Source organism: Sorangium sp. So ce145, from assembly GCF_051525985.1.
Classification (GTDB): domain Bacteria; phylum Myxococcota_A; class Polyangia; order Polyangiales; family Polyangiaceae; genus Sorangium; species Sorangium cellulosum_B.
This window is the reverse complement of the sequence record NZ_CP150315.1, coordinates 3733790-3755372: the sequence shown is the minus strand read 5'-3', so window position 1 is coordinate 3755372 and position 21583 is coordinate 3733790. Positions and strand designations below refer to the sequence as shown.

At 70.3% G+C, this 21583-nt stretch carries 12 protein-coding genes; 6 read left to right on the top strand and 6 right to left on the bottom strand.

Features of this window, described 5'->3' with window-relative positions:
• Window positions 1-918 precede the first annotated feature (918 nt).
• On the top strand, window positions 919-1962 hold the full coding sequence (locus tag WMF34_RS14300) for an MBL fold metallo-hydrolase (protein WP_012235374.1): 1044 nt from the start codon (window positions 919-921) through the stop codon (window positions 1960-1962).
• A gap of 52 nt (window positions 1963-2014) precedes the next feature.
• Here the strand turns inward: WMF34_RS14300 and WMF34_RS14295 are convergent, their stop codons facing one another.
• A complete protein-coding gene (locus WMF34_RS14295; RefSeq protein WP_437993622.1) occupies window positions 2015-3913 on the bottom strand; it encodes a hypothetical protein in 1899 nt (632 codons plus the stop codon).
• A gap of 273 nt (window positions 3914-4186) precedes the next feature.
• Between WMF34_RS14295 and WMF34_RS14290 the strand changes: the two genes are divergently transcribed.
• Window positions 4187-5314, top strand: a complete 1128-nt coding sequence (locus tag WMF34_RS14290; protein WP_437993621.1) for a hypothetical protein — start codon at window positions 4187-4189, stop codon at window positions 5312-5314.
• A gap of 179 nt (window positions 5315-5493) precedes the next feature.
• Entirely contained in the window at window positions 5494-7014 is a 1521-nt protein-coding gene (locus tag WMF34_RS14285) for a hypothetical protein (RefSeq protein WP_437993620.1), read from the top strand.
• Window positions 7015-7026: 12 nt separating this feature from the next.
• Here WMF34_RS14285 and WMF34_RS14280 read toward each other — a convergent pair whose 3' ends face one another.
• From WMF34_RS14280 to WMF34_RS14265, 4 genes are read right to left on the bottom strand one after another with little or no spacing between them, the layout of a single operon-like run.
• Window positions 7027-7605, bottom strand: a complete 579-nt coding sequence (locus tag WMF34_RS14280; RefSeq protein ID WP_437993619.1) for a TlpA family protein disulfide reductase — start codon at window positions 7603-7605, stop codon at window positions 7027-7029.
• Between the two features lie 3 nt (window positions 7606-7608).
• Complete coding sequence (locus WMF34_RS14275; RefSeq protein WP_437993618.1) at window positions 7609-10743, bottom strand: efflux RND transporter permease subunit; 3135 nt, start codon at window positions 10741-10743, stop codon at window positions 7609-7611.
• 10 nt (window positions 10744-10753) lie between these two features.
• Window positions 10754-12118: an efflux RND transporter periplasmic adaptor subunit gene (locus WMF34_RS14270; protein ID WP_012235368.1), complete on the bottom strand. Its 1365-nt coding sequence runs from the start codon at window positions 12116-12118 to the stop codon at window positions 10754-10756.
• 1 nt (window position 12119) lies between these two features.
• Complete coding sequence (locus tag WMF34_RS14265; protein ID WP_437993617.1) at window positions 12120-12449, bottom strand: hypothetical protein; 330 nt, start codon at window positions 12447-12449, stop codon at window positions 12120-12122.
• Between the two features lie 299 nt (window positions 12450-12748).
• Here WMF34_RS14265 and WMF34_RS14260 point away from each other — a divergent pair, with 299 nt between their 5' ends.
• From WMF34_RS14260 to WMF34_RS14250, 3 genes are all read left to right on the top strand, one after another.
• Window positions 12749-14257 (top strand): 3' terminal RNA ribose 2'-O-methyltransferase Hen1, encoded by a 1509-nt coding sequence (locus WMF34_RS14260; protein ID WP_437993616.1) that lies wholly within the window; start codon window positions 12749-12751, stop codon window positions 14255-14257.
• A complete protein-coding gene (locus WMF34_RS14255; RefSeq protein ID WP_437993615.1) occupies window positions 14254-16821 on the top strand; it encodes a polynucleotide kinase-phosphatase in 2568 nt (855 codons plus the stop codon). Before WMF34_RS14260 ends, WMF34_RS14255 begins: the two co-directional genes overlap by 4 nt.
• A 448-nt stretch (window positions 16822-17269) precedes the next feature.
• Window positions 17270-19762, top strand: a complete 2493-nt coding sequence (locus WMF34_RS14250) for a right-handed parallel beta-helix repeat-containing protein (protein WP_437993614.1) — start codon at window positions 17270-17272, stop codon at window positions 19760-19762.
• Between the two features lie 149 nt (window positions 19763-19911).
• Here WMF34_RS14250 and WMF34_RS14245 read toward each other — a convergent pair whose 3' ends face one another.
• A complete protein-coding gene (locus WMF34_RS14245) occupies window positions 19912-21438 on the bottom strand; it encodes a right-handed parallel beta-helix repeat-containing protein (RefSeq protein ID WP_080598877.1) in 1527 nt (508 codons plus the stop codon).
• Window positions 21439-21583: the final 145 nt, after the last annotated feature.

Here is a 21583-nt window from a genome sequence, read left to right as displayed (position 1 = left end):
GGCTCCGGAGGGACGGCCGCGGCGGTCATCGGTCATCGCCCCCCAGGGGATCTCGATCACGAGGTGCGGAGCTGGAGGACTCGTTCAACAGGCGGTCAGGCACCGCTAAGAGGATTACTCTTGTCCCGTATCGTGTTGCGAGTCAAGCCCATCATGCGTCCCGCCGCGTCATTTCGCGTCATTTGCACGGTCGTTTGTGTGAACGTTTGCCTGATCGTTCACATGGTCTTTCACGTGAGCGTTCACATGGTCTTTCACATGTCACATGTTCGCTCGCGCGATCGTTGATAAATCCGTGCAAACACGCACAAATTTGCGCATCTCCGCGCCGGTAGCCCGCCCCCGATCCTCGTCACTTCGCCGCGCGCCCGTCCATCTCGTTCAATTTGTCGGCATTTATAAACGACTATTTACGAAGCCACGACCACGACAGTTGATGGCCAATGACCTGTGCCGCGATGTCCCACATTGACCGAGACATTTGGCTTCTCGCGCCCTCTTCGCCCGTGTCACTGAACCGGTCGAGTCTCGCCTGAACGAGAGTTGCCGTGGCCCCCCTGGATCATCGGATGACCAGGGATTCGCCGTGCGTTGATTCCTGCACAAATCCAGGCAGGCCGCTCCCCCGAGGCGGTACCCGGAGGGGCACGGGGCGGATCGCCAAGGGGTCAGGGCGCGGAGAAAGCGTCAGGCGATGGTCAACATTGACAAGTTGAGAACAATTTGTCAAGTTCAGGCCTTGACGGTCGGCGCGCCGATCCCAAAGCTCGTCCGGTGCGTGAGCGAGCCACCCTGGCCGAGCGCGCGCTCCACCCGGAGGAGCCCACGCCTCCTCCGGCGACCAGGCCGCGGAATGGTCGCCTTCGAGGTCGTGTTCCGTCTCGCCAGACACCGCGCCTGGCAGGAGGTCGTCCCCTCATGAACGATTCACGGCGTCGCAAAGGGCTGCGGCTCGAGCGGGCGCGCGCTTCAGCCCAGTTCAAGGACGGCAAGTTCGAGAACCCGTCGGGCGCCGGGCCCACCATGATCAAGGGCTCGACGCTGCCCGTGCTCGGCGAGTTCTTCTTCCGCCGCGGCCGGCGGGAGCCGCCCGCGCCGCTGCCCGTCGTGCGGCCCCACGAGACCTGGGCCCGGCAGAGCGACACCGGCCTGCGGGTCACCTGGCTCGGCCACAGCACCGTCCTCCTCGAGCTCGATGGCCGCCGGGTCCTCACCGATCCGGTGTTCGGCGAGCGCGCCTCGCCGGTCTCCTTCGCCGGCCCGCTGCGCTTCCATCCGGTCCCGGCCGCGCTCGACGAGCTGCCGCCGCTCGACGCGGTCCTGCTCTCGCACGACCACTTCGATCACCTCTGCGCGCCGACGATCGAGGCGCTGGCCCGCACGCGCGTCCCCATCGTCACGCCCCTCGGCGTGGGCGCGCTCCTCGAGGCGCTCGGCGTCGACCCGGCGCGGATCACCGAGCTCGACTGGCACGAGCGCGCGGAGATCGGCGGCGTCCGCTTCACCGCGACGCCCTCACAGCACTTCTCGGGCCGCGGGCCGACGAGCCGCAACGCGACGCTCTGGGCTTCCTGGGTCATCGAGGCGGAGCGGCGCAAGGTCTTCTTCTCCGGCGACACCGGGCTGTTCCCCGGGTTCGAGGACATCGGCAAGCGACACGGCCCCTTCGACCTGGTGATGCTCGAGGTCGGCGCGTATCACCCCGCGTGGGGGACGATCCACCTCGGCCCCGAGAACGCGCTGACCGCGTTCGAGATGCTCGGCGGCGGCACGCTCCTGCCCGTCCACTGGGGCACCTTCAACCTGGCCCTCCACGACTGGGACGAGCCGGCCGAGACGCTGCTCTCCCTGGCCACCGAGCGCGGCGCGCGCGTCGTGACCCCCGGGATCGGCGCCGCGTTCGAGCCCGAGCGCGTCGCGGCGCCGACCCCATGGTGGCGGGCGGTCGCGGGCCCACGATGACGGACCGCGGCCAGCCCCGTTCAGCCGGAAGGTTGCGCCACGCCTCGCGCGGTCACGCCGCCCGGGGCGTCGTCTCGGGCGAGGGCGGCGTGAGCTGCTCGACGGTGTAGGCGAATTCGTAGGTCTTGCGGAACTCGCGCCAGCTCCGGAGCTGCGGCATCCACTCGTCGTCCCGCAGCGCGCTGAGCAGGAGCAGGATGCGCGACTCGGAGGACAGCCGTATCACGGCGTCGCGCGTCTCCTGCGCCGCCATGCAGAGCTCGAGATCGGTCGCGGTGCGGATCCCATGCGCCTTCAGCCTCGAAAGGATGCTCGACGGCGCGTTCCGGGCCGGCTCGGCCTCGTCTCGCGCGTGGAGATACAGGATGGCCTGATCCACGAGGTCGACCAGGCGCGGGGCCGGGATGCGCGTGCGCAGGATCAGCTCGATCAGGTTGTGGTGCGCGAGGTTCTCGATGTTCTCGATGCCCTCCTCGAGCAGGCGCGCCTTGTCGTAGAGCGTGATGCCCTCGAGGTGGGTCAGCGGGTCGCGGTCCTTCAGGGTCGGGACGAAGAAGGTGACCATGCGCGTCTTGAGCAGGTCATGGAGCACGGCGAGCCCGGTGTCCGGGACGATGCCAATGAAGAAGGCGAGCAGGAGCAGGTGCCAGGGCGCGTTGTCGATGGGCGCCGCGCCGCCCGAGGGCGAGGCGCCCTCGAACGTCTTGCTCATGACCCAGGCCAGGATCGTGGCGATGATGATGCGCACGGAGATGTGGCTGTACGCCTTGGGCCCGAGATCCGCCCGCACATAGCGGCGGAATACCATGTTGAGCGCGAAGAAATACGTCCCGAGGAACGCGAACGTGAAGGCGGTCCGGTTGGGGATGAACAGGGAGTGAAGCTCGACCGGCTTGTCGCCCAGCGTCTCCGCCACGGACGCCACCGTCGGCAGCGCCGAGATCACCCAGCCGACCGAGAGGAGGAACGTGCTGAGGATGATCGGGACGAAGAACAGCGGACCGCGCCGGGTGTCCAGCGCGTCCTTCATCAGCGGAGAATAGGCCCGCTCCGCCTCGTCGATCGTGCGGAGCGCGGGGTCGAGCCGCAGCACGTCGCGGTGAAACTGCTCCTTCACCACGTTCCGGCGCTGCTCCGCGAACAGAAAGAACAGGAGCGCGGGCAACGTCGCCGCGGCGCCGATGAACAGCGCAAAGAGGAGCAGCAGCGCCATGCTGCGCATCGATAACGTGAAGATCTCGTGAAGGCGCTTCTCGGCCTGCAGGAGGACCGTGGCGGCGGGGATGCCGAACCCCACAAGGCACACCGCCAGCATGCCGATCGCGCGCCAGAACTGGTCGCGCAGCATCAACGCGGTGCTGCGATGGCGATGCCGGGCCCAGCGCTCCAGCGACGGGAACACCGTGAACGCGATCATCCCGATGCCGACCGTGCCGAAGGCCAGGCGGGCCCAGCCGTCCAGGGTGACCATGAACAGCGACGTGAGCCCCCCGAGGACCAGCACCCCCGCGATGGCGGCGGCGTCGAGGCTCGGCTCTTCGGCCTGGACCGGGGCGCGCTTCTCCACATAACCACGCTCGAGCCAGACGCTCAGATCCAGCCCCTGCGCCGCCGTCTCCGTCGTGCGCACCACGTCGAAAGGCGCCACGACGAGATCGCTGCCATCGCGCCGGATGCAGATCCGGCGAGCCGTCTTGTTGACGAGCTCGATCTCCTCGGCGGGCGGCGCCTGCCGTACGTCCCCTCGCCCGCAGGGCGGCCGCCGCGCCCGCTCTGGCCTGGAAGGAGGCTGCCCGGCCTCCGACGAGGCCTCCTGTTGGCCTGACTGCCCCTGCCGCCCCCCGGTCGTCGGGCTCACGAGCACCAGCGGACCGCCGTCGCGCTTCGAATCCGAGCCGCCGTGTCGGCGCGACGGCAGCTGCTGCAGATCCTCGAGCTCCCCATCTGCCATGGCGTTTCCCCTCGATCGGCGCGGTCGCCCCTGATCCCTGCGGCGGCGCCTCGACGGCAGGTTGGGGCCCAGTCGAGCTTATGCCCATCGACGCTCCTCCGCGAGAGCGCGCCGCATCGTGGAGGTCCTCCCGGTCGCGGCCCGTCCGGACGGACGCTGCGGGATCCCGTGGCTCGGCTCCTCGGGTACGCCGCTGGGCCCCGTGCCCCCTCCCCTCCCCGTTCGCTGCGATGCGCCTCCACCGCCGCCTGCGATCTGATAGAGCCCTGGCGCGTGCGCTCCCCCACTCTCCTGCTCTGGCTCCTCCTCGCGTCGGCGCCCGCCGCGGCGCGGGCCGAGGCGGCGCCGCCCGGCGCGCCCTCACCGAAGGCGGAGGCGGCCGCGTCGCGGGTGGTGATCGTCGACGCCGGCGTGGACGACCCGCTCGTGCTCGAGGCGGCGACGCGGCTGCGGGCCGAGCTCGGCGCGGCGGGGTTCGAGGTGGTGCGCGTCATGCGAGCGCCCGAGGGCGATCTGCGCGCAGGGCTGGAGCGCGCCGCGAAGGAGGCGGACGCGTTCGCGGCCGCGACGATCGTCCGCTCGCGGACGGGCGCGACCGCCGACCTCTGGATCGTCGATCGGGTGACGCAGAAGACGGTGGTGCGCGCCGTGGAGGCGGCCGGCGCGGCGGCGCCGTCGGTGATGGCCGTGCGCGCGGTCGAGCTCCTGCAGGCGAGCCTGCTGGAGGCGAGCTTGCAGGAGCCGCAGGGGCGCGCCGCGCAGGACGGCGGCGCCGCCGTTCCCGAGGACGTGCGGCGGTGGATGGCGCCCGTCCGGCGGCGGGCCGGGATTCCCCCTTCGCCGGAGCGGGCCGGGATGCTCGCGGGCGTGGGCGTGGAGGCCGGCTTCGTGGCGCTCCTGAGCGCGGACGGCGTCGGGCCTGCGCTGGGGCCCGCGCTGCGGCTGTCGTACGGGGTCGGCGCGCACGGCCGCGGCGGCGCGCTGCCCGCGGGGCTCGCGGCGCGGCTGACGTTCGCCGGGCCGACGCTCGGGGCCGCGCTCGAGGGTGAGCTCGGCACGGTGTCCGTCCGTCAGGAGATGGCCTTTCTGGAGGCGGTATGGGCGCTGGACACGGGCGGCGCGATCTCGCCTGTGCTCTCGGCCGGTGTGGGCGGAATTCACCTGTTCGTCAGCGGTGATCCCCTGCCGCCGCTGCGGAGCGCGACGGGCGATGTCTGGTCGGTCGCCGCGGCCCTGGGCGGGGGCGCCGGGCTGCGCCTGACCGACCGCGCGACCCTCCTGGTGGATGCACACGCGATCTTCGCCGAGCCCCGCGCCGTCGTGACGCTCGGCGGCGAGCGGCTCGGCACCGCGGGGAGACCGACGTTCGCCGGGTTTCTTGGGCTGCTCGTGCGGCCCTGAGCGGGGCCGCGCCCGGGTGGGCCGGCGGGGGGCAGCGAACGCCGGCACAAGGCGGTTTGCCGATGTTGGAGAGGCGCCGATTCCGGTACCGTCTGTGAATCAGTCGATGGCGCGCCCGATGGGGGCGCGGCCTCCTGGTTCGGGTGACAGCGATGAGAGTGCGAAGAATTGCGGCGGCTTTGCTCACCACGGTCGCCTTTTCGACGGGATTTCTCGGCTGCTCTGACGATTCCGAAGACGGCCCGGGAGGCACATCGACGAGCGACGGCGCGGGCGCCGGCAGCAACGGCGCGGGCGCGGCGGGCCATGGCGGCTCCGGCGACGGCGGCTCCGGCGACGGCGGGTCCGACGGCAACGACGGCGGCTCCAGCGCCCAGAGCGGCGCCGGGGGCGGCGACGGCGGCTCCGGCGACGGCGGCTCTGGCGACGGCGGCTCCGGCGAAGGGCGGGGGCTCGGCGCCCGATGCGAGAGGGACGCGGATTGCGGCCCGCGCGGCCTCTGCTTCACGGAGTCGGGCGACGAGTTCCTCGGCGGAGGCCCGGCGGGCGGGTATTGCACGAACGAGTGTAAAGGAGACAGCGATTGTGAGGGCGAAGGCAGCGCGTGCTTCGACGGCCTCTGCCTCCTCGGCTGCACCTCGGGCGAGCCCCCGCTCGAGACCATCGTCGACGAGCTCGATCCGACGAAGTGCCGCGGCCGCGAGGAGCTGCGCTGCGAGGTCATCGAGGATGTGTCCGTGTGCATGCCGAACTGCGGATCGGACAGCCAGTGCGGCGGCCGGGTCTGCGATCCCCGCATGAACATCTGCGTCGACAAGGCCACGCAAGGGCTGCCGGCAGGCGCCGCGTGCACGCTCGGAGCCAACGGCAGGGATCCCTGCGCGGCGTGGTGCATCGACATCGGCGCTGACGTCGGCGTGTGCGCCGGGGTGTGTGGGCTCGGCGGGGACGTCGCCAACGAGGACTGCGGAGGGCTGGAGAACGGCGTCTGCATGTATCCGCTGGTAGCCGAGCCCGGGGTGGGTGACCTCGGAATGTGCGCGCCCGCGTGCAACAGCCACAGCGACTGCCTGCTGCCGCACGCCTCGTGTGTGTTCCTCGGCGTGGAGACCAACGGATTCTGCCTCTTCGACGTGACGAAGTGCCCGAGGGGCCAGAGGAACTGCGCGGAGGGAGAGATCTGCACCGTGACGCCCGAAGGCCGTTTGTGCCTCGACGAGAATTACCCCCTGGAGGACGCGGGCACAGGCGGTGCGGGTGGTGGTGGCGGCGCCGGTGGAACGGGCGGCGCGGATGGCACCGGGGGCGCCGATGCAACGGGCGGCGCCGATGCCGCGGGTGGTGCAGGCGGCACGAATGGCGCGGGCGGCACGGATGCCGCAGGCGGCGCAGGCAGCACGAGTGGCGCGGGCGGCGCAGGCGGCACGGATGCCGCGGGTGGCACAGGCGGCACCAATGGCACCGGCGGCACGGATGCCGCAGGCGGCGCAGGCGGCACCAATGGCACCGGCGGCACGGATGCCGCAGGCGGCGCAGGCGGCACCAATGGCACCGGCGGCACGGATGCCGCAGGCGGCACCAATGGCGCAGGCGGCGCCGGCGGCGCGAATGGCGCAGGCGGCACCAATGGCGCAGGCGGCACCAATGGCGCAGGCGGCTCCCTCGATGGGTCGTCGGTGTCTGCCGGGGGCGCCGAGTAGCGGGAAGCGCGATCAGGGCGCTGGCCGCTCCTGTCCAAGCAGCAGCATCGTCGCTTCGGGCGCTCGCCAGTCCCTCGCGCCCGTGAAGCGGAGGGACATCCTGCCGTCCGCCTCCACCAGGAAGGTGTCGGGCAACGTCGAGACCCCGAACCGCTGCTGCACCGCAGGGGATCCGGCCCGCACGACGCCGGGAGGGACCTCGCCCCCGAAGAAGGCGCGCACGACTTCCCAGCTCTCGTCGACGCTCACGGCCACGACCTGGAGCCTCCCGGCCTTCTCCAGCTGCTGGCCGAGCTCCAGCAAGCGCGGGAGCTCGGCGCGGCAGGGGCCGCACCAGGTGGCCCAGAAGTGGAGCAGCACAGGCCGGCCGCGCAAGGCGGCGGCGCGGAGCGTGCTCCCGTCCGGCCGCTCGAAAGCAGCGTCGGGCACACGCTGGCCGTCGTGGAGCCGCTCGACCGCGAAAGCGCGACCTGGCCGCTCGGCGCCGCGGCGGCGCTCCACGGCCCAGTAGAGCCCCACCGCGAGCGCCTGGACGAGGATCAGGACGCCCGCGGCGGCGGCGATCGCGCGGAGGCGGGAGCGCGCACGCATCGCCTACTCCGCGGCGGGCGACAGGGCCGGGCCGGCGCGCCGCGGAGGCTCGGAGGCGCCCGCCTCGCCGGCGGCGTCCGCGCGGAGCCCTCCGCCGACCACGCTGTAGAGCGCCGGCAGGACGAGCAGCGTGAGCAGCGTGGAGGAGATCACGCCGCCGATCACGACGGTCGCGAGCGGGCGCTGGACCTCGGCGCCGACGCCCGTGTTCAGCGCCATCGGCACGAAGCCCAGGGAGGCGACGAGCGCCGTCATGAGGACCGGGCGGAGGCGCCGCTCGGCCGCGAGCTCGATGGCGTCGCGCACCGGCGTCCCGGCCGCGGTGAGCTGCCGGATGGTCGAGACGAGCACCATGTCCCCGAGCACCGCGACGCCCGACAGCGCCACGAACCCGACGCCCGCGGAGATGCTGAACGGCAGATCGCGAAGCCAGAGCGCGACGACGCCGCCGATCGCGGCGAACGGGACGCCCGTGAAGACGCGGACCGCATCCAGGAGCCGCCCGTACGTGAAGTAGAGCAAGAGCAGGATCAGCCCGAGCGCGATGGGCACGACGACGAGCAGGCGCGCCTGCGCCCGCTCGAGGTGCTCGAACTGCCCGCCGAAGCGGACGTAATAGCCGGGCGGGAGCGCGACCTCCCGATCGAGCCTCGCCCTCGCCTCCTCGACGAAGGTGCCCACGTCGCGGCCCCGGACGTTCGCCTGCACGACGATCCGGCGCTTGGCCCACTCGCGGTTGATCGCGGCCGGCCCCTCGGTCGTGCGGATCTTCGCGAGCCGCGCGAGCGGGATGCGCTCCCCGCCCGCCGCGGTGACCAGGATGCGGCCGATGGAGGCGGGGTCCTCCCGGTAGCGATCGTCGATGCGCAGCACCACGGGGAAGCGGCGCTCGCCCTCCTGGAGCTGCCCCACCTCCCGCGCGCCGAGCGCCTCGACGACATCCAGGACGTCGGCGGCCGCGATGCCGTGGCGGGCGATGGCGGCGCGGTCGACCTCGATCTCGAGCACGGGCTGGCCTGTCACCTGCTCGGTCACGACGTCCGCGGCGCCGGGGATCTTCTTGAGGGCGGCCTCGATCTCGCGCGCCTTCTGCTTGAGCGTGTCGAAGTCGTCGCCGAACAGCTTCACCCCGAGATCGGCCCGGATCCCCGCGACCATCTCGTTGACCCGCATCTCGATCGGCTGCGTGTAGATGACGCGCATGCCCGGCATCCCCGCGAGCTCGGACTCCATCGCCTGGACGAGCTCGTCCTGGGTGGCGGCGCGCTTCCATGCCTCGCGCGGCTTGAGCGTGATGAACATGTCGGACAGCTCGAGCCCCATCGGGTCCGTCGCCACCTCCGCGGTGCCCGTGCGCGTCCAGACGCGCTCGATCTCGTCCGGAAACCTGTCGAGGAGGACCCGCTCGAGCCGGGTGCCGTAGCGGATCGACTCGCCCGCCGAGACCCCCGAGAGCCGCACGGTGTTGGCGACGAGGGTGCCCTCACGGAGCCGCGGCACGAACTCGGCGCCGAGCCGCGTCGCGAGGAAGGCCGCGTTGCCGAGGAGCAGCGCGGCGCCGGCGAGCACCGCCCAGCGCCACCTCAGCGCGAGCTGCAACGCGGGCCGGTAGGCCCGCTTGAGGAGGCGCACGAGCACGTTCTCGCGCTCCTTCATGCGGCGCGGCAGGAGCAGGCTCGCGAGCGCCGGCATGAGCGTGAGCGACAGGATCATCGAGCCGATGAGCGCGAAGATGACGGTGAGCGCCATCGGCCGGAACAGCTTCCCCTCCGCCCCCTCGAGCGCGAGGATCGGCAGGTAGACGATCATGATGATGAGCTCGCCGAACATCGTCGGCTTGCGGACCTCGATCGAGGCGTCGCGCACGACGTCCGTCGTGCTCCGGTCGCTCGCGTCCTCGGAGAGCCGCCGGACCGAGTTCTCGACCATGATCACCGAGCTGTCGACGACGAGGCCGAAGTCGATCGCGCCGAGGCTCATCAGGCTCCCCGCGACGCCCGCGCGCAGCATCAGATCGAATGCGAAGAGCATCGACAGGGGGATGGCCGAGGCCACGATGAGCCCGGCGCGGAGGTTGCCGAGGAAGGCGAAGAGCACCGCCACGACCAGCAGCGCGCCCTCGAGCAGGTTCTTCTCCACGGTGCCGAGCACCCTGTCGATGAGCTCGGTGCGGTCGTACACGACGGCGACGTCCACCCCTGGTGGCAGGCTCTTCTCGACCTCCGAAAGGCGCGCCTTGAGCCGCGTCGTGACGTCGTGGCTGTTCTCGCCCATCAGCATGAAGCCGAGGCCGAGCACGACCTCGCCCTGGCCGTCGGCGGTGACAGCGCCCCGCCGGATCTCGCGCCCCTCGACCACCCGGGCGACGTCGCGCACCCGGATGGGCACCCCTCCCTTGGCGGCGACCACGATGTCCTCGATGTCGCTCACGCGCGTGGCGATGCCGATGCCCTGGATCAGGCTGGACTCGCCGGCCTGGTCCAGGTTGCCCCCGCCCACGTTGGCGTTGTTGCGCTCCAGGGCCTCGGAGAGGTCGTGGAGCGAGAGCCCCCGCGCGGTGAGCTCCGCCGGGTCGACGAGCACCTGGATCTGCCGCTCATCGCCGCCCCACGCGTTCACCTCGGCCACGCCGCGCACCGAGCGGAGCTGCGGCGCGATGACCCAGTCGTGGACCGCCCGCAGCTCGCTCAGCGACTTGCTCTTGCCCGTGACCACGTAGTGGAACACCTCGCCGAGCCCGGTGGCGACGGGGCCGAGCTCCGGGCGGTGGATCCCCGGCGGCAGCGTCACGGTCTGGAGCCGCTCCATGACGACCTGGCGGGCCAGGTAGATGTCCGTGTCGTCCTCGAAGCGCGCCGTGACCTGCGAGAGGCCGAAGCGGGAGAGCGAGCGGACCTCCTCGAGCCTGGGCAATCCCGAGATCGCCTGCTCGACGGGGGCCGTGATCTGGCGCTCGATCTCGACGGGGGAGAGAGCAGGCGCGACGGTGTTGATCTGCACCTGCACAGGCGTCGTGTCCGGGAAGGCGTCGATCGGCAGGCGGCGAAAGGCGAGGATGCCCGCCAGGGAGAGGCCGATCGAGGCCAGGATCACGAGGAAACGGTGGCGGAGCGACCACGTGATGACGGCGTTCAGCATGGCCCGCGGCTCAGTCCTCGCCGCAGCAGCCGGCGCCGATGCTCTCCTTGAGGGTCTCGGTCTTGAGCAGGAAGCTCCCTTCGGTCGCGACCTCCTCGCCCGGGCGCACGCCCCTGGTCACCTCGACCAGGTCCCCCTCGGTCGCGCCGACCTCGACCCGCCGCGCCTCGAACTGGTCGTCGGCGAGCCGCACGAACACGAGCTTCACGGTCTTCGCGCGCTGCACCGCGGCGCGGGGCACCACGACCGCCGCGCGGGAGGGGGCGAGGATGCGCGCCCTGCCGAACATGTTGGCCCGCAGCGCGCCGCCCGGGTTCGCGAGCGGGACGCGCGCCTTGGCCGTGCGCGTGGCCGGGTCGATGGCCGGCGCCACGTAGGTGATCTCCCCTCTGAGCTCGCGCCCCTCGATGCCGTCGACCTCGATGACCACCGGCTGCTTCAGCGAGACGGCAGGAAGCTCGGTCTCGGGGACGTCGAGCTCGGCCCACATGCTCGAGACGTCGACCACCTCGAACAAGGTCTCCTCGACGCCGACCAACCTGCCCACGGTCGCCTTCCGCTGCGTCACGACGCCGGCGAGCGGGGTCGTGAGCGTATAGCCCCCGCTCCCGCCCGCGCTCGCGCCCACGACGGCCAGGGAGGCCGCGAAGGAGGCGCGCTCGGCGCGGGCGGCGTCCAGCTCCTGCTGCGCGGCGAGGACGCTCCGGCGCGACGAGATCCCCTCCTTTTCGAGCTGCTCCTCGCGCTTCAGGTTCTCCTCGGCGACCTTGAGGCGCGACTGCGCGCCGGCGAGCCGCGATCGATCCGCCCCCACGTCGGCGCTGTCGATGATCGCGAGCGGCGCGCCCTTCTTGACCTCGGCGCCGACGTCCACGTGCAGCTGCCGGACGACCCCCGCGGCGCGGGCGTTGATCTCCGCCACCTTGAGCGCGTCGTAGACGATCCTGGCGGTCACGGGGATGCCGCCGCCGCCCTGACGCTCGACGGCCTTCGCGGTGAGGATGCCGGCGAGCCGGGCCGTGTCCTTGGTCTTGAGCTTGACCTTCGTCCCGTCGGCAGGCGCGCCGTCGCTCGCCACGTCGGCCGCCGGCTTGCCTCCGCGCTCGGGGTGGCAGATGGGGCAGATGGACTCCGGGAGCTCGTGCTCCTTGCACCAGTCTCCCTTGGCCTGGAAGACCGGGACGAGCCTCGGGTTGCACTTCGTGCAGAGGGCTTCCAGCACGCCGTGCTCCTTGCACATGGCGCCCTCGACGGCCGGCGCCGCGCTCCGCTTCGCCCCGGCCTTCTCCGCCGCGGAGCTGTCGGTCCCTTTGCCCCCGCAGCCCGGGAGCGCGGCGAGGAGCAGGAGCACCGCGATGCCAACGCGGCCTGGCACGTCAGCTCCCCTTCGGCGGCCGGACGATCTTCAGATCAGGATTGCACTTGAGGCACTGCGACTCGGGCAGCCCGTGCTCGGCGCACCAGTCCCCCGTCGCCTTGAAGGCCGGGATCAGATCCGCGTTGCAGCGGGTGCACTGCGACTCGGGCACCTGGTGCTCTCCGCACCAGTCCTCGTGCGAGCCGGGCTTCACGTCGGCCGGCGCGTGCGCCGCCTTCGCCTGCGCCGGCTCGGGCGCGGTCTTGCCGGCGCTCGGCGCCTCCTTCGAGCACGACGCAGCGCCGAGGGCGAAGGCGCAGATCAGGACCGAGATGGAACGAAGCTTCATGGGCCTTTTCTCTTGATTGTTCACGGCGTCACGCGATGGGAGCGCCTCGGACGCGCGCCATCGCACCGCCACCACCGTTACCGCCGCTGACCCTGACCGCAAGCGTAGAGCGCGAGCCGGGGACGAGGTCCGGCCATGGCCATCCCTGGGCCGACCTCTGGCGGGCAGAGCCATCGCCGGTCCCCGCGCGGCGGCAGATCCCTTGTCTGCCGCGCTCGGGAGCGGCGCTCGCCGCGCGGCGGGCCTGCCGCGGCCGCGATTGTGGCGAGTCGCTCCGCTCACGTAGACTCGGGCCCCCGATGCTCCTCACGCTCACCACCACGCACCGGCCGGCGACCGACCTGGGTTACCTGCTCGTCAAGAACCCGGCGAATACGCAGTCGTTCCCGCTGTCGTTCGGCAAGGCGCACGTGTTCTATCCGGAGGCGACCGAGGAGCGGTGCACCGCCGCCCTCCTGCTCGACGTCGATCCCGTGGACCTCGTGCGCGGGCGCGGCGCGGGCGAGCCCGGGACGCTCGCGCAGTACGTGAACGACCGTCCCTACGTCGCCTCGTCGTTCCTCTCCGTGGCGATCGCGCAGGTCTTCGGCTCGGCGCTCGGCGGCAAGTGCCGCGACCGCCCGGAGCTCGCGGACGCGCCGATCCCCCTCTCCGCCACGATCGAGGCCCTGCCGTGCCGCGGCGGAGAGGCGCTGCTCCGGCGGCTCTTCGAGCCGCTCGGCTACGAGATCACGGCCGAGCGCCTCCCGCTCGACGAGGCGTTCCCGGAGTGGGGCCAGAGCGCCTACCTGCGCGTCTCGCTCGCGAGGACGTGCCGGCTCAGGGAGCTGCTCGCGCACCTCTACGTGCTCGTGCCCGTGCTCGACGACAAGAAGCACTACTACGTGGGCGACGCGGAGGTCGAGAACCTCCTCGCCAAGGGAAAGGGGTGGCTCTCGGAGCACCCGGAGCGCGAGGCGATCGCGCTCCGCTACCTGAAGCACAGCCGGCCGCTCTTCCGGGCCGCGCTCGCGCGGCTCGTGGCCGACGACGAGGCGAGCCCCGAGGAGGCCGAGGACGAGAAGGCCGCGCCCGAGGACCGGGGCGAGGCGCGGATGAGCCTCGACGAGGCGCGGCGCGAGGCCGTCGTCGCGGCGCTCCGCCGGGCCGAGGCGAGGAGCGTGCTCGACCTCGGCTGCGGCGAGGGCAAGCTGCTGAAGCGCCTCGTCGACGAGCGCGTCTTCGAGCGCGTCGCGGGCGCGGACGTCTCCGTGCGCAGCCTCGAGATCGCCAGGAACCGGCTGCGCCTCGACGACCTGCCCGACAAGCAGCGGCGGCGCATCCAGCTCTTCCAGGCGTCGGTCACCTACCGCGACGCGCGCTTCTCGGGCTACGACGCCGTGACGCTCGTCGAGGTCATCGAGCACGTGGACCTCTCGCGGCTCGGCGCGCTCACGCGCAGCGTCTTCGAGCACGCGCGGCCGCGCGTCGTCCTCGTGACCACCCCGAACGCCGAGTACAACGCGCTGTTCGAGGGGCTGCCGCGCGGCGCGCTCCGCCACGGCGACCACCGCTTCGAGTGGACGCGGGCCGAGTTCCACGCCTTCTGCGAGGGTGTCGCGGCCGCGCACGGCTACGCCGTCGAGCACCTGCCCATCGGCCCGATGGATCCCTCGCTCGGCGCGCCGACGCAGATGGCGATCTTCACGCGCGAGGGCGGCGCCGGCGGCACACCCAGCACCAACGGCGCGGGTAGCGCAGAGGTCCAGGACGGCAGCGCGGGCGGCGCCGGTAGCGCCCTCGCGCAGGCGACGGAGGTGGCGTCGTGAGCGAGCAGGCCCCCCTCATCGTCCCTTCCCTCTCGCTCGTCGTGCTCGTCGGCGCCTCCGGCTCCGGCAAGAGCACGTTCGCGAGGGCGCACTTCAAGCCGACCGAGATCCTCTCGTCCGATCACTACCGCGGCGTCGTGTCCGACGACGAGAACGATCAGGCCGCCAGCGCTTCCGCCTTCGAGGTCCTGCACTTCATCGCGGGCAAGCGGCTCGCGTCGGGGCGGCTCGCCGTGGTCGACGCGACCAACGTGCAGGCGGACGCGCGCAGGCCGCTCGTCGCGCTCGCGCGCGAGCACCACGTGCTGCCGGTGGCCATCGTGCTCGACATGCCGGAGAAGCTCTGCCACGCGCGCAATGCCGGCCGGCCGGACCGGCAGTTCGGCCCGCACGTCGTGCGGGGCCAGAGCCGCGAGCTGCGCCGCTCGCTCAAGGAGCTCCGGCGCGAGGGCTTCCGCTACGTGCACGTGCTCTCCTCGCCCGAGGAGGTCGCGGCGGCCACGATCGAGCGGCAGCGCCTGTGGACCGATCGCCGCGACGAGCGCGGGCCGTTCGACATCATCGGCGACGTCCACGGCTGCTTCGACGAGCTGGTCGAGCTGCTCGAGGCGCTCGGCTACAAGCTGGAGGGGCTGCCGGACGCGCCGCGCGCGTCGCACCCCGAGGGCCGGCGCGCGATCTTCCTCGGCGACCTCGTGGACCGCGGGCCGCGCTCGCCGGACGTGCTGCGCCTCGCGATGGCGATGGTCGCGTCGGGCGCCGCGCTCTGCGTGCCCGGCAACCACGACGTGAAGCTGCTGAAGAAGCTGCGCGGGCGCGACGTGAAGCCGACGCACGGGCTCGAGCGGACGCTCGAGCAGCTCGAGGCGGAGACGGACGCGTTCAAGGCGAAGGCGGCGGACTTCATCGACGGGCTCGTCAGCCACTACGTGCTCGACGACGGCAACCTCGCGGTCGCGCACGCGGGGGTGAAGGAGGCGTTCCAGGGCCGGGGCTCGGGCGCGGTGCGCGAGTTCTGCCTGTACGGCGAGACCACGGGCGAGACCGACGAGTACGGCCTTCCCGTGCGGTACAACTGGGCCTCGGAGTACCGCGGCAAGGCGATGGTGGTCTACGGCCACACGCCGACGACGGTGGCCGAGTGGGAGAACCGCACGATCTGCATCGACACGGGGTGCGTGTTCGGCGGCGCGCTCACGGCGCTCCGCTACCCGGAGCGCGAGCTGGTCGAGGTCAAGGCGCGCCGCGTGTACTACGAGCCCGCGAAGCCGCTCGCGCCGCTCGCGGGCGAGCCGAAGGCCGGATCGCGCGGGCACGCCTACGACGTGCTCGACATCGACGACGTGCGCGGCCGGCGCGCGATCCGGACGCGGGTGCACGGCATGGTGACGATCCGCGAGGAGAACGCGGCGGCGGCGCTCGAGGCGATGAGCCGCTTCGCCGTGGATCCCCGGTGGCTCATCTACCTGCCGCCGACGATGTCGCCGAGCGAGACGGCGAAGGACGGGGGCCTGCTCGAGCACCCGCGCGAGGCGTTCGCGTACTTCCGGCAGAACGGCGTGGGCCGCGTCGTCTGCGAGGAGAAGCACATGGGGTCGCGCGCGGTGCTGGTCGTGTGCCGCGACGAGGCCGCGCGGCGGCGGAGGTTCCGCCTCGACGAGGGGCCGCTCGGCGTGTGCACGACGCGCACGGGCAGGCCGTTCTTCTCGGACGAGGCGCGGAGCCGGGAGCTCATCGACCGGGTGCGGGCGGCGATGGACAGGGCGGATCTGTGGGCCGAGCTGCGCACGGACTGGGTCTGCCTCGACGCGGAGCTCCTGCCCTGGTCGGCGAAGGCGCAGGATCTCCTGCGCGGCCAGTACGCCGCCGTGGGCGCGTCGGGCCGCGCGTCGCTCGACGCGGCGGTGCGGGCGCTCACGATGACCGCAGCGCGCGACGAGAGCGCGCGGGTGTTGCTCGAGCGGCACGCGGCCCGGAAGGCGGCGATGGACGGGTACGTGGCGGCCTACCGGCGCTACTGCTGGCCGGTGCGGTCGCTCTCGGACATCCGGCTGGCGCCCTTCCACCTGCTCGCGAGCGAGGGCGCGGTGCACGCCTCGCGGGACCACGGCTTCCACCTCCGGCAGCTCGCGCGGCTCGCCGAGGTCGATCCGGCGTTCTTCGTGGAGACCCCCCACCGCGTCGTCGACCTCTCGGACCCGCAGAGCGAGGCGCAGGCGGTGGCCTTCTGGACGGAGATGGTCGAGCGCGGCGGCGAGGGCATGGTGGTGAAATCGTGGGAGTGGGTGGTCCGCGGCCCGCGCGGGCTCGTCCAGCCGGCGATCAAGTGCCGCGGGCCGGAGTACCTGCGCATCATCTACGGGCCGGAGTACCTGGCCCCGCAGCACCTCGCGCGGCTGCGCCACCGCAGCGTGTCCGGGAAGCGCGCGCTCGCGCTGCGGGAGTACGCGCTCGGCCTGGAGGCGCTCCACCGCTTCGTGGAGGGCGAGCCGCTGCACCGCGTGCACGAGTGTGTGTTCGGGGTGCTCGCGCTGGAGAGCGAGCCGGTCGATCCGCGGCTGTGACGGGGGGCTGACTGTCGACGTGGCCGGGCGTCTGGCTGTCCGTGGCAAGGCGTCTCTGGCTGTGATGTGGTCGCGCTCGGCTCGGGTCAATCGCCCTTCTGGCACCCCGCGCATCGCGCCGCGTCATGACGGAGCGCTGTCGGTCAAACCATCTGCTGGCCGGCCACAGGGCCGGCCGTGGCCGCGTCCGGTCCTCGGTCGCGCATGCAAAATCCCATAAACCAAGCCCGTCTTGTGGAGTATACGCCCTCCGCAGGATGGCACTGTTCGTGCTGAAGCGCGAGCAGCCGTCGACCGCCGCTCTCAGGTCAAGCCTGGTGCAAGGCTAGCACCTGCGCGCGCTCGATATCGGCAGTGGCTTCAATGTAGCCAGTGAAGGAGCATGCTTTGTATGGTGAGTTCTAGGGCTCGGAGCACCCGATGGCCCCTCGTGGCGGTCTGTTCGTGGGTGTTCGTCGCTGCGCTCGTGACGATGGGCTGTGGTGATCCAGTCGATGCGAAGCGGTGCGCACCGGGTGAGGTAGCGAGCGAAGACGGACAGTGCGAGCCGAAGCCGTGCGGTCCGGACGAGATCACCCTGCCGACGGGCAAATGCCAACCAGCGGGGCTGCCGCCGGACATGCCGTGTCCGCCGGGCCAGCTTGCGCTGGAGGACGGCCGATGCCAGCCGGCGGGGGTGCCGCCGGAGGCGTGCGGAGAAGGGTTCGTCGCCGATGGCCGCGGCGGCTGCTCGGCGATCCTCCCGGAAGACGAGTGTCCCGAGGGGCAGATGGCTATCCCCGGAGAAACGAGCTGCCGTGAGGTCACCCCCTGCGGCGAAGGGCCATGGGGCGACATCCAGGTCGAGGCGAATACCCAGTTCGTCGACCAAAGCTACGCGGGCGACGACAGCGACGGGACGAAGGATAAGCCGTGGAAGACGATCCAGACGGCGATCAACAAAGCCGATAGCGGCGCCATCGTCGCCGTGGCAGAGGGCACGTACGAGGAAGACGTGTTGATCTCGGGCAAGGCGGTGCGCCTGTGGGGCAGATGTCCTGGGCTTGTGGAGATCCGAGGCGTGGGCAAGGAGACCGCTGCCGTTCGGGTGCTCAGAACGAAGGCGAGCGGGACCGAGATCCGGAGCCTTGCCGTGACCGGGCCGAGCATGGGGATCCGCATCGCCGGTGCGCACGACATCAGCGTAGGCCAAGTGTGGGTGCACCATACGCAAGATTTTGGAATCGCGATCGCATATGCGGACGGCCCAGCGAGCGTAGCGCTGAAGGCTTCCCTCATCGAGGAGAACCATCGCGTCGGCGTGTCCGTATTCAGCTCAGAAGCGATGATCGAAGGAACCGTCATCCGCTCCACCAAGTCCAAGATTAATGAGACAACAGGACTGGGTATCTACATCGCAGACGGTGACCTCACAGGCGAGTCACGCGAGCGAATCGAGCGCGCCAGCGTGAGCATACGCGCATCAATCATTGAATGGAACCACGAATACGGCATACTAATCAACGGATCCGATGCAAAGATCGAGACAACCGTGATCCGCGATACCCAGCCCAACGAAGACAAATCAGGAGGATATGGAATCGGCATCGTGGATGCGTACAATACAACCGACACAGGGCAGCGCGCCAGCGCGAACACACGCGCATCCGTTATTGAGAGAAACCATAATATCGGCGTATACGTCCACGGTTCGGATACAGAGATAGAAGCAACCGTGGTCCGCAGCACTCAGGCTAGCACGGCCGAGGAGGGAGGACGGGGAATCGTCATACAGGATGATCTCAACACAGGCGAACGCGCGAGAGCAACTATCCGTGGGTGCCTCGTCGACGACAATCGCATGGTTGGAACGTCCATCAATGGCTCGGATGCAACTCTGGAGACAACCATCATCCGCGGCACCCAACCCGGCCCGGATGGGTGGGGAGGACGTGGAGTCACTGTCCAGGTTAACCTCGAGACCCACGAGCGCGCAAGCATGATCATGCACGCATGCATCATCGAGGAGAATCAAACGGTTGGCGTGTCCGTCGACGGCGCAGATGCGACAATCGAGGCCACCATCGTCCGAGCTACCCGACCCGGCGCAGATAGGAATTTTGGGCGAGGAGTCAACATTCAGAATGTATTCGATTTAGACGAGCGTTCGAACCTGGCTGTCCGCACAAGCCTAATCGAAGAAAACCACGAATTTGGCGTCTATATCGGCGGCTCGGATGCTACAATCGAAACCAGCGTGATCCGTCGCACCCAGCCCCTCGAAGATGGCATGCGAGGACGTGGCATCAATGCTCAGGACAGCAGCGTCCTAGGCGAGCGCGCGAACCTTCTCGTGCGCTCATGCATTGTTGAGCAAAACCATGATACTGGTGTAGCCGTCTTTGGCTCGGATGCAACCATCGAGACCACCATGGTCCGCAGCACCCAGCCCCGCGGAGACGGTACGCGGGGGCGGGGCATCGTTGTTCAAGACGAAACCGATTTCGGCAAGCGAACGAACGCGAACATAGACACATGTGTTATTGAGCAGAACCATGAAATCGGCATATTCGTCGGCAATTCGGACGTGACGATCGACACCACGCTCGTACAGACAACGAAGGCGCGTCACGACGAGAAGTTCGGGGATGGAGTTGTCATCTTAGGAGCGAGCACGGCCACGATCCAAAGCTCCACGATTACCGACAATGACCGTGCCGGGGTCGCAAACTTCGGCTCCAAGGTCCAGATTCTCGATACGATCCTTACCTGCAACGGATTTGATCTCAACGGCGAGACATTGCTCGAATCCCGCCCCGACTTCCACGGCAGCGACGGCTGGCAGTGCACCCCCGACGATGCCAAAGACTGTACCGAGACGGACGATCACTGCAAGGTGGTGTCTGGCAACCTGGAGCCCCCGCCCGAGGCGGAGCCGCTCCCGCCGCTCTCGCAGCCTTGACACCACGGCGCGCCGCCGTCCGCGCTAGCGGTATTATACACGCCCACTGACTGCGAGCACTTCCGCGCTGCTATAGCCCGGCATACTCCCGCCGTTAGCTTGCCCGCGCTCCAGCATCTGGGGCGGACGCGGCGCCGCGCGCACTCCGGCTAGGGCGAGGCAGGCGCCTGCGGAATCGTGAATGTGCGCTCCGTGATGGTCGGCGGCGCCATGCCTGCGGGCTGAGCATCCCCATCGGTGAAATTCTGCTGCACGGGGGCCGTGTCCGCGTCCCCCGTGAAGCGGAGCTTCTCGATTCTACCTGCCGCAGGACCATCGATCAATAGGCTCTGCCGCGCATTGCCGCTCAGGGTCAGCTCTTCGAGTATCACTTCCGAGCCGCCGAGCCAGTCGACGCCGTCGCCCACGTAGTCGACCGACAGCTCCTCGATCCCGTCCTCATTGATCGCGTCGAAGACAGGCAGCCGCGCGCGCGCGGTCTGCGTGATCGCGGACCTGCACAGGATGATGCTCCTCGACTGGCCCGTGATACCGATGCCCACGCCGACGTTGCCGTCCAGCTTCCCGTTGTGCAGCGTAACGCAACCCGCGCCGCCGCCCTTACAGACGTTCTGGATCCACAGCCCCCGCGTGTTGCGGCTGATCTCGATGGAGTCTTCCTCCTTCTCATCCCCCAGCGCGGCCGTCGATCGGTCGACGAGGATGCCAAAGGAATCGTTATCGAGCACCCGCACCTTCCTTGCGCTTGAAACGCTCGAGCACTCCGCCGCCGAGATGCCGCCTCCGAAGTAGCCCGTCTCGAAGGCGTCGCCAACCTTTGTGTCGTCCACGTCCACGGTATCCAGGCTGGCGGTGGCGCCCCGCAGAGCGACGCCGACGATGTGGTTGCTACGAATGATACTGCTCCTCACCTCCAGCACAGGGCGGTTCGCGCAGGTGCAGCTCGAATCGCAATCATCCTCCGGGATCCCCTCAATCACGATCCCGCCGCGCTGGGCGCCCGAGACGACGCTCCGCTCCAGGGTCACATTGGCATTCTCGGCGAAGACGCCAATGTACCCAGAGTCGGAAATTTCCGAGTCCACAATCGTGACGCTAGACCCCGAATAGAGCTCGACGCCAGCATGCTCGCCGTGTCCCCTCTCCCCGACGACGCGGACTGACTCGATACGCACGCCCTTCGCCCCCTGTACGCTCACGCCCTCTCGGCCGACCTTGAGCCCGCGCACCACGGCTCCCTCGCCCGCCGCGAGCACGATCCCCTCAACCTGCACCGCGGCCGCCGAGCGCCCGAGGAGGCTCACGCCGCCGGGGACGCGGACGACGTCGTACCGGCCCGAGCGGAGCGCGATGCACGTCCCGGGTGAGGCTCCTTGAGCCGCGGACGTGAGCTCATCACCGCTCGTGACGTCGAGCAGCTCGTTGCACTTGGGCCCCTCGGGGCAGCTCTTGCCGACACAGAGGTCCCCTGCCGGAACACCGACGCAGACACCTCGGACCTGGTTCTCCTCGGGGCATGTCGCGGGGCTGAGCTCATCGCTGCCGCATCCAGCGACGGTTGCGCACGCGGCACCGCCCACGAACACCGCCGAAAACCAGGTCCAGAACCCATTCGACATCATCTTTCCTCCAGAATTCGCCGCAAACCCTAGCTTGCCGACGCGCAGCGCGGACATGCAAAAATGAGCGCACCGATGAACCGCTGCCCGTCGACGCAGTGCGACGTCGTTCAGAGGCGATCGCCACCTCGCGCTCCTCGAATTTCACCGGATCGGGCGCCCGCCCGCACGGCGTCCTGCGCTGAGACCAAGAGCTGCCCGG

Coding starts and splice junctions, on each gene's coding strand:
- WMF34_RS14280 (WP_437993619.1), bottom strand. CDS start 7,605: ATGCGTGCGCGCTCCCGCCTCCGCGCGATCGCCGCCGCCGCGGGCGTC.
- WMF34_RS14300 (WP_012235374.1), top strand. CDS start 919: ATGAACGATTCACGGCGTCGCAAAGGGCTGCGGCTCGAGCGGGCGCGC.
- WMF34_RS14245 (WP_080598877.1), bottom strand. CDS start 21,438: ATGTCCGCGCTGCGCGTCGGCAAGCTAGGGTTTGCGGCGAATTCTGGA.
- WMF34_RS14265 (WP_437993617.1), bottom strand. CDS start 12,449: ATGAAGCTTCGTTCCATCTCGGTCCTGATCTGCGCCTTCGCCCTCGGC.
- WMF34_RS14275 (WP_437993618.1), bottom strand. CDS start 10,743: ATGCTGAACGCCGTCATCACGTGGTCGCTCCGCCACCGTTTCCTCGTG.
- WMF34_RS14260 (WP_437993616.1), top strand. CDS start 12,749: ATGCTCCTCACGCTCACCACCACGCACCGGCCGGCGACCGACCTGGGT.
- WMF34_RS14295 (WP_437993622.1), bottom strand. CDS start 3,913: ATGGCAGATGGGGAGCTCGAGGATCTGCAGCAGCTGCCGTCGCGCCGA.